Here is a 16,821-nt window from a genome sequence, read left to right on the forward strand (position 1 = left end):
ACGTATTTAAGAGTAACAAATGAATTTTTATACGTCAATGGATATAGTAATAATCAGATTATAGAGAAGAGTTTGTGATTAGTTAGGTTTTTAAAATTAAGGGTGGAATTCATTCATAAATAAATTTTTAAAAAGTGTATTTTGGAACAAGGGTTTAGTTCATTCTCTGAAAATATGAGTAGAGCATTAAATTTTACATATTAATTGGAGGTATGAATTATGGGAAAAGTGGTTTGGGTAAAAGAAACTCAGGAAGAGAAGGTGACTGTGATTATTAAGTGGAAGAAGAAAAAAAAGAAGAAAAAATGGAATCATCCTTTATACTATGTGTGGGCAGTCATTACAGTTATTATTGCTGTGCTATCTGTTTTCTATGTTTTCCAACAAGGTACATTGAATTTAGAAGCAGTGCTTGTAGTGTTATTAGGATTGATGACGTCGCTCGGTACTTGGCTTGCTGTTGATACGAAATATAATAAAAATTAAAAAACAGGCTGTCATAGAAGGGGGTATATAACTCCTTCTACGCAGCCTGTTTTTTTATAAGATTAAACTAAGTTTAATACAGTTACTTTTTCGCGTGTCATAGACTCAAGGCTCTTACGAATACCTTGTGCGCCCATACCTGAACCTTTTACACCGATGAATGGGAAGTGGTCAGGGCCGCGCTCTGTGCGTCCGTTAATTTGAACAGAACCAGTTTCGATTTTGTTAGCAATTGCAAATGCTTTGTTAATGTCTTTTGTGAAGACACTTGCTTGTAAGCCGAACTCTGATTTGTTAGCAATTTCAATTGCTTGCTCATCTGAAGAAACACGGATGATTGGAAGGATTGGGCCGAATGGCTCTTCCCAAGCAACTTTCATTTCTTCTGTTACGTGGTCGATTAATGTTGGGTAAATTAAGTTACGCTCACGTTTGTTACCGATAACGATTGTAGCACCTTTTTCAACAGCGTCGTCAACTAAGCCTTGAACGAAGTCAGCAGATTTGTCGTCGATTAATGGAACGATTGTGCTGTCTTGTTCTGGAGATCCAACTGATAGCTCAGCTACTTGCGCTTTTAATAAGCTAACAAGCTCGTCCGCTACGTTTTCGTGTACAAGTACACGTTTAATAGCTGTACAACGTTGACCAGAATAAGAGAATGCACCGCTTACGATATGGTTTGCAGCATCTTGTAAGTCAGCATCTTCACGAACGATACCAGGGTCTTTACCACCAAGTTCTAATACAAGTGGAATCATTGCAGCTTTTTTCGCTAAATGTTTACCTGTGTTTGTACCACCTGTGAACGATACCATATTGATACCTTCGTGTTCTACTAAGTAGTCACCAATTACAGAACCGCGTCCTGTCGCTACGTTTACAAGACCTTTTGGAAGGCCAGCTTTATGAAGTGCTTCAACCATTTTAATACCGCTAATTGCACCTTGAGTTGCTGGTTTGAAAATAACAGCGTTACCCATAATTAATGCTGGTGCAAGTTTTGCAGCAGATAAGTTTACTGGGTAGTTAAATGGTGCGATTGCTAATACAACACCAAGTGGTGCGCGTTGGATAATCGCAAGTTTAGATTTCGTTCCGCCAGGGAAGCTATCGCCCATCATGCTTTCTCCGTGCATATGTAGAGCTTCTTCGATCGTGTAACGAATGAAATCAGCTGTACGAACAACTTCTTTCTTCGCATCTTTATATCCTTTACCGACTTCTTTCATAATGATATCGGCAATTTCATCTTGCATATTTACGAGCTCATCAGCCCATTTATATAAATATTTTGCGCGATCTTGTAGAGAAGCTTCCGCCCATGATTTTTGAGCTTCTTTTGCAGATGCAATTGCTTCATCAACTTCTCCGCGAGTAATTGCTTGTACTTGTCCAATTACTTCGTGTAAGTATGGAGATGGAATTTCGATTGTTTCTCCTGAAGAGCTTTCTCTCCATTCTCCGTTTAAATAAAATTTGTACGTATTGCTAGTTGTCATGATTAGTCCTCCTAAAATAGCAACTTGTAAGAGTGAGTATAAGGTGATTGTAGGGGGTTTGATAACATTTTTCAAATGAAATGTTTGTGAAAACGATTTCTTATTCTTATTTTATTTTGTATACCCTTTCTTACAGAACATTCTCTTATTTCAAAATGATGTATCATATATTTTTGTCCGGCTTGTAAAAAAACAATTGACAGAATACTCAATATAGTTGTAAGATTATAAATGGAAAATAAATGAAGGAGGTGTGCGTAATGATTGTAATCGTAAATGTAATGGGCTTAGCTCTGTTAAATGGCAGAAAACATTTATATCATTACGCAACCTGTACGGATATATAGGGCATCTTTGTCTTATAAAAAGCGTACGTTGCGTATATCGTAACGTACGCTTTTTATGCATTTCTGTGCATATCGTCAAGCGGCGGTATGCTTTTTTTTGTTTGTTTTCCATGTTACTATATAAAATTTTGGAAGGTGGAAAAATGTGATGAGATTGCATGGGTTACGAAATGTAAATGTGATGGATCTGGATAGTGGATAAAGAAATGAGAGATAAACGAGAACGAGAAGGGAGAGGTTACATTGTTTTCAGTATTACTAAAGTTGAAATGGTTTTTTAAAGAGCATTGGAAGAGATATAGTATCGCCATTGGAGCTCTTTTAATTGTGAATATAGTTGAGGTTATTCCCCCGAAAGTGTTAGGGGTTACGATTGATAACATAAAAACAGGAACGTTAACGAACGAAGCAATTATAGAGTCTATTCTTATTTTAATAGGGGTTACGATAGTTGGATATGGCCTCACATTCGTTTGGCAACATCAATTGTTTGGCGGTGCATTCGTACTGGAGAAGACGATGCGCTCTAAATTTATGGGGCATTTACTTAAGATGACGCCGACTTTTTATCAAAAAAATCGTACTGGTGATTTAATGGCGAGGGCGACAAACGATTTAAAAGCGATCGCTATGACAGCTGGTTTCGGTATATTAACGCTCGTTGATTCGAGTTTATATATGCTTACGATTGTCTTTATGATGGGATTTACAATTAGTTGGGAGCTTACATTTGCGGCACTTATACCGCTTCCAATTATGGCGTATGCGATGAATATATATGGAAAGAAATTGCATGAAAGATTTACAGTTGCGCAAGATGCGTTCGGTGATATGAACGATAAGGTACTAGAATCGATCGCTGGTGTGCGCGTTATTCGTGCATACGTACAAGAGAACGCAGATCAAGAAAGATTTCATCATTTAGGAGATGACGTCTACGAAAAAAATATGAAGGTAGCTAGAATTGATGCATTATTCCAGCCAACTGTGAAAATGCTTGTTGGCCTTAGTTATTTAATCGGTTTAGTGTATGGCGCGTATCTTGTATTTCAATCAAAGGTAACACTTGGTGAACTTGTTTCATTTAACGTGTATTTAGGGATGATGATTTGGCCGATGTTTGCAATTGGGGAATTAATCAATGTTATGCAAAGAGGAAATGCATCATTAGACCGTGTGAATGAAACGTTAGCGTATGAACCAGATGTAAAGGATCCGAAAAATCCAAAGCTTGTACAAGAGCCGGATTATATTCAGTTTGATGACGTTACCTTTTCATATCCTTCATCAACTGAAACAAATTTAAAAAAGGTTTCATTTACATTAAAACAAGGGGAAACGCTTGGGGTTGTTGGAAAAACAGGAAGCGGAAAAACGACGCTCGTACGTCAGCTTCTTCGTCAATATCCACTTGGAGATGGGGATATTGCAGTCTCTGATGTGACGTTAGATAAAATAACGAATGAAAATGTACTTGGGTGGATTGGGTATGTACCGCAGGAACATATTTTGTTCTCAAAAACAGCGAGGGAAAATATTTTATTCGGGAACCGAGAAGCGACGGAAGAAGAACTCGAGAAAGCGATTGAAATTGCGGCGTTTACAAAGGATTTAGAGTTTTTACCAGAAGGGTTAGAAACGCTCGTTGGAGAGAAAGGTGTTTCTTTATCAGGAGGGCAAAAACAAAGGATCTCGATTGCACGAGCTGTTATTCAAAATCCAGAAATTTTAATTTTGGACGATTCGTTATCAGCTGTTGATGCTCGTACGGAAGCAGCGATTATTGACAATATAAGAACAGAAAGAAGCGGAAAGACAACGATTATTACGACGCATCGTTTATCTGCCGTACAACATGCGGATTGGATTCTCGTTATGGATGAGGGGCAAGTAATAGAAGAAGGTACGCATGATCAGCTTATTAAAAGCGGAGGCTGGTATGCTGAGCAATTTGAAAGACAACAAGGGGAAAGTGAAAGTGCGGATAGTGGGGTGAAAATATGAGCGTTTCAAAACGATTGTTTCAATACGCGATGAAAGTGAAAGGAACGATTTTTGCAGCGATGCTAATGTTATTTATTTTCGTCATCGCAGAGCTTGCTGGTCCTTTCGTCGCGAAAACGATGATTGACGATCATATCGTTGGAATAGAGAAACCTTGGTATGAAACAGAAAAGAGTGACGAGGCTGTTTCATATAATGGTACCTTTTATAAGCGAAGTGATCGCTTCCAGGAAGGTGAGAAAAAGGGAAAAGAAGTACGTGTGATGCAAGTTGGTTTTCAATATTATTTTGTACCGAATAAAGTAAATGTGGAAGGATCACGGACTGTAAAAGATGATATGATTACCGTTCAAAATGGTAAGGCGGTCCAAGTGTATAAAGCGAAAGCATTAACAAAGGAAGAAGTGTTTGCGTTTTATAAACCAGAAATAAACCGTCTATTATTACTTGGTGGTGGCTATTTCGCTTTATTAGTAGTCGTATCATTGTTTGCATACGGAAAGCAATTTTTCTTACAGAAGGCAGCGAACAAAATTATTCAAATTATGAGGGAAGACGTTTTCTCTCATATTCAAACGTTGCCAATTCAATATTTTGATCATTTACCAGCAGGGAAAATTGTGTCGCGTGTAACGAATGATACGGAAGCCATTCGTGATTTATATGTGACGGTGCTGGCGACATTCGTTTCTAGTATCATCTATATTATCGGGATATTCGCTGCGCTATTTTTACTCGATGTAAAATTGGCAACGTTATGTTTACTCATCATCCCGATTTTAATCGTTTGGGCAATTCTTTATAGAAAGTATGCGTCTGTATACAATCATAAAATGCGTTCACGTTTATCAGATATTAACGGAACAGTGAATGAATCCATTCAAGGGATGCCAATTATTCAAGCGTTCCGTCAAGAGCGTGAAACGAAAAAAGAGTTTGAAGAATTAAATGGCGATTATTTTAAGTATCAAAATAAAATTTTGAATTTAAATGCAGCAACTTCTCATAATTTAGTGTCTGTATTAAGAAATATCGCTTTCACAGGTGTGATTTGGTATTTCGGTGGTGCTTCATTAAGTGCTTCAGGCATCATTTCGCTAGGAATACTGTATGCGTTCGTTGATTATTTAACACGATTGTTCTCACCAATTACAAATATGGTGAACCAGCTGGCTAACTTAGAACAATCGCGTGTGGCATCAGAACGCGTTTTTGAATTGTTAGAGGAAAAAGGGGAAGCAGTAGAAGAAGAACGTATGCCTCGCTTACAAGGAAATGTGAAGTTTGATAATGTGTCGTTTTCTTATAATGGAAAAGATGAAGTGTTAAAAAATATTTCTTTTGAAGCGAAACAAGGTGAGACAGTGGCACTTGTCGGTCATACTGGATCAGGAAAAAGTTCCATTATGAATGTACTCTTTCAGTTTTATGAGTTTGAAAAAGGAAAGCTTACAATTGACGGTCACGACGTAAAAGAGATGCCAAAACAAGCAACTCGTGAACATATGGGAATCGTACTGCAAGATCCGTTTTTATTTAGCGGGACAGTTGCATCTAATGTAAGTTTAGAAAATGAAAACATTTCAAAAGATCGCATCGTAAAGGCATTGCGTGATGTTGGTGCTGAAAGATTTGCGAACAATATAAATGAAGAAATTACAGAAAAGGGAAGCACACTTTCCACTGGAGAACGTCAGCTTATATCGTTTGCTAGGGCACTTGCTTTTGATCCAGCTATTTTAATTTTAGATGAAGCGACATCTAGTATTGATACAGAGACAGAAGCGATGATCCAACAAGCACTAGAAGTTGTGAAAAAAGGAAGAACGACATTTATTATTGCTCACCGACTTTCAACAATTAAAAGCGCAGATCAAATTATTGTACTTGATAGAGGAACGATCTTGGAAAAAGGTTCTCATGATGAATTAATGAAAAAGCGCGGGCGTTATTACGATATGTACAAAACGCAAATGGAAGGAAACCAGAGCGCTTAATAGGTATGGTGGAGAACTTGTGATTTTCACAAGTTCTTTTTATTGGTGAATATATCGATTCTTCAGCGAATCACGACTGTTAAATAAGAAGTATTGTTTTACCTTTTTCTTTATAAATGCTATATTTAAAAACGTTACTTATTTTTTGTATGTAGCGTTATTTTTCTCTTTTGTTTGATTATGAAGAAAAAGGATAAACTAAATAAGAACATTTTCATTGAAAAATTGTTCAAGATTGCATACAATCAATATAGTTTTTAAATTCCTATCAGAATACTTGGAGGATTACCATCATGAAAAAATTATTTTCAGTACTTGCACTAACTACATTAGCGATCGGGATTGTAGCGGGCTGTGGTAAAGAAGAGAAAAAAGATACAGCTAGTCAAGATGCGTTACAAAAGATAAAACAAAGTGGTGAACTTGTAATTGGAACAGAAGGTACATATCCACCGTTCACATTCCACGATTCAAGCAATAAATTAACTGGATTTGACGTTGAATTAGCAGAAGAAGTTTCAAAACGTTTAGGTGTAAAACCTGTGTTTAAAGAAACACAATGGGATAGTTTACTTGCTGGCCTAGATGCAAAACGTTTCGATATGGTTGCGAATGAAGTTGGTATTCGTGAAGATCGCCAAAAGAAATATGACTTCTCTAGCCCATACGTATCATCTTCAGCGGTATTAGTTATTGCAAAAGATAAAGATAAACCTGCTACATTTGCTGATGTAAAAGGATTAAAAGCAGCACAATCTTTAACAAGTAACTATGCAGATATTGCTAAGAAAAATGGTGCGGAAATCACAAATGTAGAAGGCTTTAGCCAAGCGGCAGAATTATTAAATACTGGCCGCGTTGATTTCACAATTAATGATAAATTATCAGTGTTGAACTACTTAGAAACGAAAAAAGATGCAAAAATTAAAATTGTAGATACAGAAAAAGAAGCGTCACAAAGTGGATTCTTATTCCGTAAAGGTAGCGACAAGCTAGTACAAGAAGTAAATAAAGCGTTAGAAGATATGAAAAAAGACGGTACGTATGACAAAATAGCGAAAAAATGGTTCGGTGAAAATGTATCTAAGTAGTGCATTGGTTTCAGATCGATTGTCTACTTGGATAGATATTATGCAGTCTTCCTTCATGCCTATGCTGAAGGAAGCTGTTTTTACGACAATTCCATTAACGCTTATTACATTTATTATCGGGATTATACTTGCGACGTTAACGGCGCTGGCACGTATTTCAGGTAGTCGTATTTTACAATGGATTGCTCGTATCTATGTATCTATCATTCGCGGAACGCCACTTCTTGTACAGTTATTTATTATTTTCTATGGTCTTCCAACTCTTAATATTGAAGTTGAGCCATATACAGCAGCAGTTGTTGGATTTTCATTAAATGTCGGTGCGTATGCATCAGAAATTATTCGTGCTTCAATTCTTTCCATTCCGAAAGGGCAGTGGGAAGCAGCTTACACAATTGGGATGACATACCCGCAAGCGTTAAAACGTGTTATTTTACCGCAAGCGAGGCGCGTATCTATCCCGCCGCTTTCAAATACATTTATTAGCTTAGTGAAGGATACTTCGTTAGCATCGTTAATTTTAGTAACAGAAATGTTCCGAAAAGCGCAGGAAATTGCGGCAATGAACTACGAGTTTTTAATTGTTTATTTCGAAGCAGGTCTTATTTATTGGGTAATTTGCTTCTTATTATCTATCGTGCAACAAATATTAGAAAAACGTTCAGAACGTTACACTCTAAAATAACCCTTTCATAAAAGGAGTTTTTGTTTTTATGATTTCAATTCAGCACTTACAAAAAAGTTTCGGAGATAATACTGTACTAAAGCATATAGATTTATCAGTTGAGAAGGGAGAAGTTGTTGTTATTATCGGGCCATCTGGATCTGGTAAAACGACATTCTTACGTTGTCTCAACGTGCTAGAAACGCCGAACGCTGGTAGTATTCGTATCGGTAATAAAGAGCTCGACTTCTCTCAAAAAGTATCGAAGAAAGATATTGTCAATCTTCGTACGCAAACAGGTATGGTATTCCAGCACCATAACTTATTCCCGCATTTAACAGCACTTCAAAATGTAATGGAAGGGCTCGTTACAGTGAAAAAGATGGGGAAAGAAGAAGCGAAGAAAAAAGCCAACTATTTTCTTGAAAAAGTTGGTCTTGCGGATAAAGTAGACTTATATCCGTTCCAATTATCAGGCGGACAACAACAGCGCGTTGGAATTGCTCGCGCGCTTGCGATGGAGCCGGAGGTGTTACTATTTGATGAGCCAACGTCAGCACTTGATCCTGAACTCGTTCAAGAAGTTCTGAAAGTAATGAAAGAACTTGCTAAAGAAGGCATGACGATGGTTATTGTAACGCACGAAATGCGCTTTGCACATCAAATTGCGAACCGCGTTATTTTCATGGATGGCGGTGTCGTTGTCGAACAAGGTACACCAGAAGATGTATTTACAAATCCAAAAGAAGAACGTACGAAGAAGTTTTTACAAATGTTGCAATAAATGAAGGAAGGTCTCAAGGCATATGCCTTGAGACCTTTTTGCCATATATATTTATTTTTGGAATCCGCCAAGGCTTTGCTCAGCCATTGCAACTAGACGTTTTGTAATTTCTCCACCAACAGAACCGTTAGCACGAGCCGTAGAATCTGCTCCTAATTGTACACCAAATTCTTGAGCGATTTCGTACTTCATTTGATCGATTGCAGCTGTTGCTCCTGGTACTACTAATTGATTGTAAGAACTTTGGTTTGCCATAGGAATATATCCTCCTTAGAGTTATAAAAATTTTTTTGGTTGGACTAGCTGGAGTTGAACCAGATTATCGCCCCGTTTGGCGCTAATCCATCGGTAATTAAGTTTGTACTCATAGTATGGATGTTACCTAGAAAGATATACGAAATAATAATTTGTAAATTTTGTAAAAAATATTGGTGATTTCGTAAATTATGAAATAAGAGTAATCGTTGTATTTTTTAGAAAGAAGGCTAAACTAAGAGCGATATGAAATATGTTTTTTGTATCCCGCTATTTGGAGGCAAATCATTAACTTCTTATTTATAACTTATTACATTTATAGTTCTATTTTGAGTAGGAGTGGGATAGAACGCTCCTATGCACGGCTAGATGCTCTCTTCAATCAGCTTGTAAATGATAACGTATGGAGGAATCGTGATGGGAATTTGCCCGCTTTGCAACGCATTAGAATCACAAACATATTCTTGTCAAAATTGTCAAAGTATACTCCAAGATTATGGGAAGGCTGTAGATTACATAGACGATTATAGTGCGTATATGGACCAAGAATTATTAAGTGCAGTAGATGGGTTAACAAATAATAATTCAAATGAATACTGCAAACATATTTTTTATTGCGGAGTATGTAATGTGGAAACAGAGGTTGTAATAAAACTTGTGTAAATAGAAAACTTCCACCTTATGAATGAGGTGGAAGTTTTTGTTTTCGTATGTGTGAGTGAATCATAGTGGACCGGATATGTTTGGTGTTTGAGGAAGCCCCTAATTTTATTTGAGACATTTTTTCTTTTGCACCCCGCAAAGAATGTTCAGTTAAGTAGATGGCATATTCGTAAAATAATTGGCGCGTCAGTTCACTTTGTGCTTTTAACTTCGCATCTTGGAATACAGTTCGCCCAGGTTTAGAGTTTGCTTCAAAGAGCCACGGGTTTTCCTGCGTGTCTAAACCGATATCAAAACCAATCTCACCGATGTTGCCGGTTACTTGTTCGTCGAGTGCATAACTTATTTGCAGAGCAGTTTGTTTTAACTTGTTTTCAATTTGAACTTGTTTCGTCGGATCTGGAAAAAGCTCTTGCAGTAATTTTGTGTCACCGCCGCTATTTACGTGTGTTGTTAAACTACCTTTGCCAGCAATTTTTGCGACGATTGCACTGACCATCCATTGGCCGAAATGATTTTTATTTGTATGAATGCGGAAATCAACAGGTTGCCCATTGAAGCGAAGTAAGGAAATACCTTGTTGTACGATAAACGTTTTTAAATCATGTCCTTTTAACACATGGTTCAGAAGCGTTTCTAATGATTGGTACTTTCTTAGTTTGTTTTCTTCATTTTCGCGATAACGACAGTAGTAGCAATTCTCTGCTTGAGAATAAAATAGTTGATGAATATTTCTACCGAAGCTACCATGAATCGGTTTCATGTAAATCGATTTATACGTTCCGAGAAATCGTTCTACTTGTTCGAAGTGCTGAAATGTTTCTGTGTTTGGTAATAACGGCATAATGGATTCATCTTTCATAAGAAGTTGATGCACTTCCCATTTATTAAAAAAACCTGGGTTAAACCATGGAATAGCATAGTCATGTTCTAACTTCCTTTTTGCTCTTACGATCGGTTTATAATTTTCGGCTTTCCGATTGGGTAATCGATCGTAAATGACATTCGGTAAAGGGACTTTTTTCTTTACCCATTGCTCTTCTTGAAAGAAATATCCTTCAATTGTTTCGTCTTCCCAGTTTATATGTTGTACACCAAAAACGAATACAAATGGTTGCAAGGTGAATGGCGGCGTTAGTAACTCGCCAAGAGAAGTTGAGCGGTTCCCTACAGGATTAGAAGAGTCATCGTTAAAACCAGTTGTGAAAATCCCGATTAGTGGCCCGAAAATAATTGTTTCATTTTGCGTGAATGCATGAATGGTAGTGGAATGAGGAAGTAAAAGTTTTTCTGCAATTTGTTTTCCGATAATGATTTTGCGGGTGAAGGAATAATGAATCTTAACCTCTTCACTGGCAACATGGCGTATGCCGAAGGATAGGGATGTAATCGGTGGTGTAATAGAAAAAATATAAGGTAAAGTAATACTATTTGGATGCTCATCTGAAATGTTTAATGTATATATGTGCTCTTTCAAAATGGACTTACCTCCTTTCATTATGGTGTAAAGCGACTAAATTTTAATGGTCCGTGATATATTTTTTCGGCTAATGAATCACTATGACGAATGTAATGTTCGTACGGGGGGATCGTGTTGACATACATAAGCCAAATTGCCCCTTTTTGATCCATAATGGTGGAAAGCTCTAGCTCGAATAACGAAGAATAAGATTGATCTAGTGTTTGAAATACTTCATTTATAATGTCTTGTAAAGCGTTTTGTAATAGTTGTACACCGGTACTAGATAGTACGTATTTAATTTTTGAAAATGAATGCAACGAGGAATCATCCGTTGCCGAAAGTAAAAGTTGATTCGGAAATAAGCTTTTTTGTATAAATTGCCCGATAACGTTCCACTCGTGTTCTTTGTTTTTTTGCAAAATGGTTCGAATATGGAGTGGATAAGATAATTGATTTGGTGGTTGCAGCATAGTATGGGTGATGTAACGCGCTGAACGTATATTAGATTTGTACCAAGATATAAATTCATCAGTCCGTTTGATTGGAGTAGAATTATGATATGCGTCATTTATTGTATCAATATGAAACGTTTTATTTTTATAAGCGACCCGGTACAGACTTTCATTGGAATGTGTGTTAGTAGGACGTATAATAATATCTTTTGTTTTTAATAACAGTTTGAAAACGTTTTGTATTGTTGCTATTTCAAATTTTGGTATATAAGGAGATAAATTTTTATTCGTGAAAAATACATCATGTAGTTCGCTTAAGTCAATGAGTGTGTTATTTAAAAAGGTAGTGGAAGGACGATTGTGTAATGAGTGAATAATTGATTTTGCTTTTTCGAAGTCTGTTTCCTCGTTAAAAGAAGAACGATCATATATATAAGAAGGAATAGGGAATGTTTGCTCTTTCCATTTTCCTGTATCTGTATCATAAATCAGACCAGAAATAAGATCTGTTTTAGGATCCATACCAAATGGCGTAAACTGTGCAACGACATTATGATAAAGCCGGGCGCGTTTAGCGATTTCGGTGTAATACGTTTGCTCATAATGAGGCTCAGAAGTTAAAATACCGAGAACCAACGAAATCACTCCTTTACTAACAAAATGTTGACATAATAGGCGAAGCTATATATTGCAAATACGTTTTTATACCATTATACTTTTGTCCGTATGATGATATGCTATAGTTTTGGAGAAGCGAAAGGTTGATTGTAATGAATATATGGTTAAGTATGTTAACGACGACAGGGCTCGGAGCAATTATTGGAGGATTCACAAATCATTTAGCGATAAAAATGTTATTTCGTCCTCATCGTCCTATGTATATTGGAAAGTTTCAAGTGCCATTTACACCAGGATTAATTCCGAAGCGCCGTGATGAGCTTGCTGTTCAATTAGGAAAAATGGTTGTAGAACATTTGTTAACACCAGAAGGAATCGGAAAAAAATTAACAAATGAAGAGTTTCAAAAAGGTTTAATCCAATGGGCACAAGTGGAAGCGGATAAAGTAATTACGAATGAACAATCACTGCGGCATATGTTAGAAAAATGGAACGTAGCCCATGTAGAAGAAGAGGCAATTCAAAAAATTGAACATGTGATTACAGAAAAGATTCAGGCATTTTTAGCGGAGTACTATACATATACATGGGAACAGGCGTTACCTCATTCTGTTCATGAAAAAATAGAGAATGCGATCCCAAATGTCGCGGCATTTATTTTAGAGAGAGGAAGTAGGTTTTTTGAAAGTGAAGAAGGGAAAGCGCGCCTTTCAAAAATGATTGATGATTTCTTTGCTTCTCGCGGAACACTGCTTAACTTAGTCGGAATGTTTTTAGGAAATGTAAGTGTAGTAGATCGTGTGCAGCCAGAAGTTATTAAGTTTTTAGGGCAAGATGGTACGAAGCAACTTTTAACTGACGTACTGCAAAAAGAGTGGGAAAAGTTAAAAGGAAGAGATGTAAAAGAATTAGAAATGTTTATAGAAAAGGAAACAATTATAAACTCCATTTTGTCAGCAGTTAAAGTTGAGGAAACAGTGCGTAAATTTTTAAACCAATCTGTGCAGCAAGTATGTGAGCCCGTTCGAGCAACAATTATTGAAAAGGTAGTCCCAAGTGCAGTAACGAAAGGTTTGAATTGGGGGACAGAAAACGTAGAAAGTATATTAAGCAATCTCCATCTTGCGGAAATTGTCCAGCAAGAAGTGTCTACATTTTCAACGGAGAGACTAGAAGATTTAGTTCTGTCTATTACAAAAAATGAACTAAAAATGATTACGTATTTAGGTGCCTTATTAGGCGGAATGATCGGGATCGTGCAAGGATTGTTATTATTGTTTCTTAGATAATAAAGGTAAGTACATAGAAATAAAATTGAAATTTCTTCACATCTCTTGCATAGTTTGATATGGTAAGAAGAGGTGCGTATGTAAATGCACGTAAAAGGCAGTGCGAGAGAAAAGCGCTAGCCTTCTAAAGGAGGAAAAATAAAATGACAAAAAACATTCATGATGTAGCATATGAATTACAAAAAGCAATCGCTGAAAACGAAGATTTCCAAACATTAAAAGCAAGCTATGCAGCAGTACAAGGTGATGCAGCTTCAAAGAACTTATTCGATGAGTTCCGTACAATGCAACTTGGCCTACAACAAAAAATGATGCAAGGTCAAGAAATCACTGAAGAAGATAACCAAAAAGCACAAGAAGTTGTAGCTCGCATTCAACAAGATGCTAAAATTACAAAGTTAATGGAAACTGAACAACGTCTAAACGTTGTAATCGGTGACGTTAACAAAATTATCATGAAGCCCCTTGAAGAATTATATAGCGCGCAACAACAAGCGTAATGAGAGAAGACGCTCCTAGTATAGGGGCGTCTTTTTTATTCATTAGTGTCTTTGTAAAATAGCTACATTCCATTTCAAATACTTTACTAAAAGTGCGTATAGATGTTTTATCATTTGATAACATATGACGGATATGAGTAAACCGCTGCAAAAAGCGATGAACACATTATAGACATCGGAATAACTAATTTGATGAAACCCTTTAAAAAATCCTAACCCTATTAATAAAATAGGTGAAATGATTAATAATGGAGTGGCAATGATAAGTGCTAGAAGAATTGGTAATAAAAAGAGTAGTACGAAAAAGGAGATAATGATAAAGGCAAAGTTTAAAACACTTAAGCTCATAACAGAAAATAGTGCGGTTATCATATTTTTAAAGCTTCGTGTATTGTCAGCATTGCTTATTACATATGAAACATTAAGTTCTTTAGCAATAGTTTTAGGGTTTCCTAGTTTTTTAGAAATTTCCTCTTCAGATATTCCATCCCGTTTACCACTAATAAAATGAGTTTCGTACTCGGAGATAATATCCTCCTTTTCTGAATTAGGCATATTCCGCAGGGAAGAATTAAGTTGTTCCAAAAATTCACTTTTGTTCATTACAATCACTTTCCTTTATAAAATGATGAATTACAGCTGAGAATCCTCTCTTTTTGAAAGGGGGAGAGACTGATCGAAAAAACATTCCAATTAATAGGACTTCCAATATTTACAAATATATCATTTACTAGTGTTCTATGCAAGGTAATGTGAAGTTCTTAATACTGTGATTAGATGGAGTATTTTTGTGCATTTTTAGAGGAGATATAAAAATATTATTTTAGGATAAATAAAGGATTGTAAGCGTATTCCTTAATGTGTGTCAAAAAAATGTCAAATTCATATCGTTGGAAAAATAATGTATTTGTAATATAATAATAAATAATACTTCACTACGTTAATTAACATAGTGAAATGAAAAACTTTATTACACACATTATGAAATAAAGGAATGATTAGTTTGAGTACAGATGTAAAAGCAAACGACGTGAAGACAAAAACAAAAGGAGCAGATCTTGTTGTTGATTGTTTAATTAAACAAGGTGTTACACATGTTTTCGGTATTCCAGGAGCGAAGATTGACTCTGTATTTGATGTACTGCAAGAAAGAGGACCAGAGTTAATTGTTTGTCGTCATGAACAAAATGCAGCATTTATGGCAGCTGCGATTGGTAGATTAACAGGGAAACCGGGTGTGTGTCTTGTAACTTCAGGACCAGGGACATCAAATTTAGCGACAGGTCTTGTTACTGCGAATGCGGAGAGTGATCCCGTTGTTGCTTTAGCTGGTGCAGTTCCGCGTACAGATAGATTGAAACGTACGCATCAATCTATGGATAATGCTGCACTATTCGAACCAATCACAAAATATAGCGTAGAAGTAGAGCATCCTGATAATGTGCCAGAAGCACTATCAAATGCATTCCGAAGTGCGACTTCTACAAATCCAGGCGCTACTTTAGTAAGTCTGCCGCAAGACGTTATGACTGCGGAAACGACTGTAGAGTCTATCGGTGCGCTTTCTAAGCCACAGCTTGGAATCGCTCCCACACATGATATTACATATGTAGTAGAAAAAATAAAAGCAGCGAAATTACCAGTTATTTTACTTGGTATGAGAGCGAGCACAAATGAAGTGACGAAAGCTGTTCGTAAATTAATTGCGGATACAGAACTTCCTGTCGTTGAAACATATCAAGCAGCTGGTGCGATTTCACGTGAGTTAGAAGACCATTTCTTCGGCCGCGTTGGATTATTCCGTAACCAACCAGGTGATATTTTACTAGAAGAAGCAGATCTTGTGATTTCGATCGGTTATGATCCAATCGAGTATGATCCAAAGTTCTGGAATAAACTTGGCGACAGAACGATTATTCATCTTGATGATCATCAAGCGGATATCGACCATGACTATCAACCAGAGCGTGAATTAATTGGTGATATTGCCTTAACGGTAAATAGCATCGCAGAAAAACTACCGAAACTTGTATTAAGCACGAAATCAGAAGCAGTATTAGAACGATTACGAGCGAAATTATCAGAACAAGCAGAAGTTCCAAATCGTCCTTCAGAAGGTGTTACGCATCCACTTCAAGTGATTCGTACACTTCGTTCTTTAATTAGTGACGATACAACCGTTACATGTGACATCGGTTCCCATTCTATTTGGATGGCGAGATGTTTCCGTTCTTATGAACCACGTAGATTATTATTTAGTAACGGTATGCAAACGCTAGGTGTTGCACTTCCTTGGGCAATCGCTGCTACTTTAGTAGAACCAGGTAAAAAAGTAGTTTCTGTATCAGGTGACGGTGGTTTCTTATTCTCGGCGATGGAATTAGAAACAGCAGTACGTTTAAAATCTCCAATCGTACATCTTGTATGGCGAGACGGTACGTATGATATGGTTGCGTTCCAACAAATGATGAAATACGGTAGAACATCTGCAACAGAGTTCGGTGATGTTGATCTTGTAAAGTATGCAGAAAGCTTCGGTGCGACAGGTCTTCGCGTTAACACGCCCGATGAATTAGAAGATGTACTAAAATCCGCACTAGCAGCAGACGGTCCTGTCATTATTGATATTCCAATCGATTACCGTGACAATATTAAATTAAGCGAAAAATTATTACCAAACCAATTAAACTAATGGAGGCAGATTTGA

15 protein-coding genes are annotated in these 16,821 nt (G+C 36.8%); 10 read left to right on the top strand and 5 right to left on the bottom strand.

The features are described from left to right. Positions 1-219 precede the first annotated feature (219 nt). A complete protein-coding gene (locus CO726_RS12410) occupies positions 220-486 on the top strand; it encodes a hypothetical protein (RefSeq protein ID WP_099684435.1) in 267 nt (88 codons plus the stop codon). Positions 487-548: 62 nt separating this feature from the next. Here CO726_RS12410 and gapN read toward each other — a convergent pair whose 3' ends face one another. Beyond that, positions 549-1,988, bottom strand: a complete 1,440-nt coding sequence (gapN, locus tag CO726_RS12415; RefSeq protein WP_061677872.1) for an NADP-dependent glyceraldehyde-3-phosphate dehydrogenase — start codon at positions 1,986-1,988, stop codon at positions 549-551. A gap of 590 nt (positions 1,989-2,578) precedes the next feature. On the opposite strand from gapN, the gene CO726_RS12435 reads away from it, so the two are divergent. The 5 genes from CO726_RS12435 (at position 2,579) to CO726_RS12460 (ending at position 8,875) form a co-directional block, all read left to right on the top strand. After that, on the top strand, positions 2,579-4,339 hold the full coding sequence (locus CO726_RS12435; RefSeq protein WP_099684438.1) for an ABC transporter ATP-binding protein: 1,761 nt from the start codon (positions 2,579-2,581) through the stop codon (positions 4,337-4,339). Then, complete coding sequence (locus CO726_RS12440; RefSeq protein WP_099684439.1) at positions 4,336-6,336, top strand: ABC transporter ATP-binding protein; 2,001 nt, start codon at positions 4,336-4,338, stop codon at positions 6,334-6,336. Before CO726_RS12435 ends, CO726_RS12440 begins: the two co-directional genes overlap by 4 nt. 293 nt (positions 6,337-6,629) lie before the next feature. Continuing rightward, positions 6,630-7,427, top strand: a complete 798-nt coding sequence (locus CO726_RS12450) for an amino acid ABC transporter substrate-binding protein (protein WP_099684440.1) — start codon at positions 6,630-6,632, stop codon at positions 7,425-7,427. Beyond that, positions 7,414-8,112, top strand: coding sequence for an amino acid ABC transporter permease (locus CO726_RS12455; RefSeq protein ID WP_099684441.1), 699 nt, complete (start codon positions 7,414-7,416; stop codon positions 8,110-8,112). Before CO726_RS12450 ends, CO726_RS12455 begins: the two co-directional genes overlap by 14 nt. Before the next feature lie 28 nt (positions 8,113-8,140). Further along, entirely contained in the window at positions 8,141-8,875 is a 735-nt protein-coding gene (locus CO726_RS12460) for an amino acid ABC transporter ATP-binding protein (protein ID WP_098884280.1), read from the top strand. Between the two features lie 51 nt (positions 8,876-8,926). Here the strand turns inward: CO726_RS12460 and sasP are convergent, their stop codons facing one another. Continuing rightward, the gene (gene sasP / locus CO726_RS12465; protein WP_000013349.1) at positions 8,927-9,130 is read right to left on the bottom strand and encodes a small acid-soluble spore protein, SasP family; all 204 of its coding nucleotides are present in this window, start codon (positions 9,128-9,130) and stop codon (positions 8,927-8,929) included. A gap of 417 nt (positions 9,131-9,547) precedes the next feature. Here sasP and CO726_RS12470 point away from each other — a divergent pair, with 417 nt between their 5' ends. Further along, positions 9,548-9,793 (top strand): hypothetical protein, encoded by a 246-nt coding sequence (locus CO726_RS12470; RefSeq protein ID WP_099684442.1) that lies wholly within the window; start codon positions 9,548-9,550, stop codon positions 9,791-9,793. Between the two features lie 16 nt (positions 9,794-9,809). Here the strand turns inward: CO726_RS12470 and CO726_RS12475 are convergent, their stop codons facing one another. After that, positions 9,810-11,270: a YheC/YheD family endospore coat-associated protein gene (locus CO726_RS12475; RefSeq protein ID WP_099684443.1), complete on the bottom strand. Its 1,461-nt coding sequence runs from the start codon at positions 11,268-11,270 to the stop codon at positions 9,810-9,812. A 20-nt stretch (positions 11,271-11,290) separates the two neighbouring features. After that, on the bottom strand, positions 11,291-12,343 hold the full coding sequence (locus CO726_RS12480; RefSeq protein WP_099684444.1) for a YheC/YheD family protein: 1,053 nt from the start codon (positions 12,341-12,343) through the stop codon (positions 11,291-11,293). 134 nt (positions 12,344-12,477) lie between these two features. On the opposite strand from CO726_RS12480, the gene CO726_RS12485 reads away from it, so the two are divergent. Next, on the top strand, positions 12,478-13,614 hold the full coding sequence (locus tag CO726_RS12485; protein ID WP_136699592.1) for a DUF445 domain-containing protein: 1,137 nt from the start codon (positions 12,478-12,480) through the stop codon (positions 13,612-13,614). 143 nt (positions 13,615-13,757) lie between these two features. Beyond that, entirely contained in the window at positions 13,758-14,114 is a 357-nt protein-coding gene (locus CO726_RS12490) for a YlbF/YmcA family competence regulator (RefSeq protein ID WP_098761289.1), read from the top strand. A gap of 42 nt (positions 14,115-14,156) precedes the next feature. Here CO726_RS12490 and CO726_RS12495 read toward each other — a convergent pair whose 3' ends face one another. Beyond that, complete coding sequence (locus CO726_RS12495; protein ID WP_099684446.1) at positions 14,157-14,717, bottom strand: HAAS signaling domain-containing protein; 561 nt, start codon at positions 14,715-14,717, stop codon at positions 14,157-14,159. A 400-nt stretch (positions 14,718-15,117) separates the two neighbouring features. On the opposite strand from CO726_RS12495, the gene alsS reads away from it, so the two are divergent. Then, the gene (gene alsS / locus CO726_RS12500) at positions 15,118-16,806 is read left to right on the top strand and encodes an acetolactate synthase AlsS (protein WP_099684447.1); all 1,689 of its coding nucleotides are present in this window, start codon (positions 15,118-15,120) and stop codon (positions 16,804-16,806) included. Positions 16,807-16,821: the final 15 nt, after the last annotated feature.

Origin of the sequence: Bacillus fungorum, from assembly GCF_002746455.1 — a bacterium.
In the GTDB taxonomy this organism is placed as follows: Bacteria; Bacillota; Bacilli; order Bacillales; family Bacillaceae_G; genus Bacillus_A; species Bacillus_A fungorum.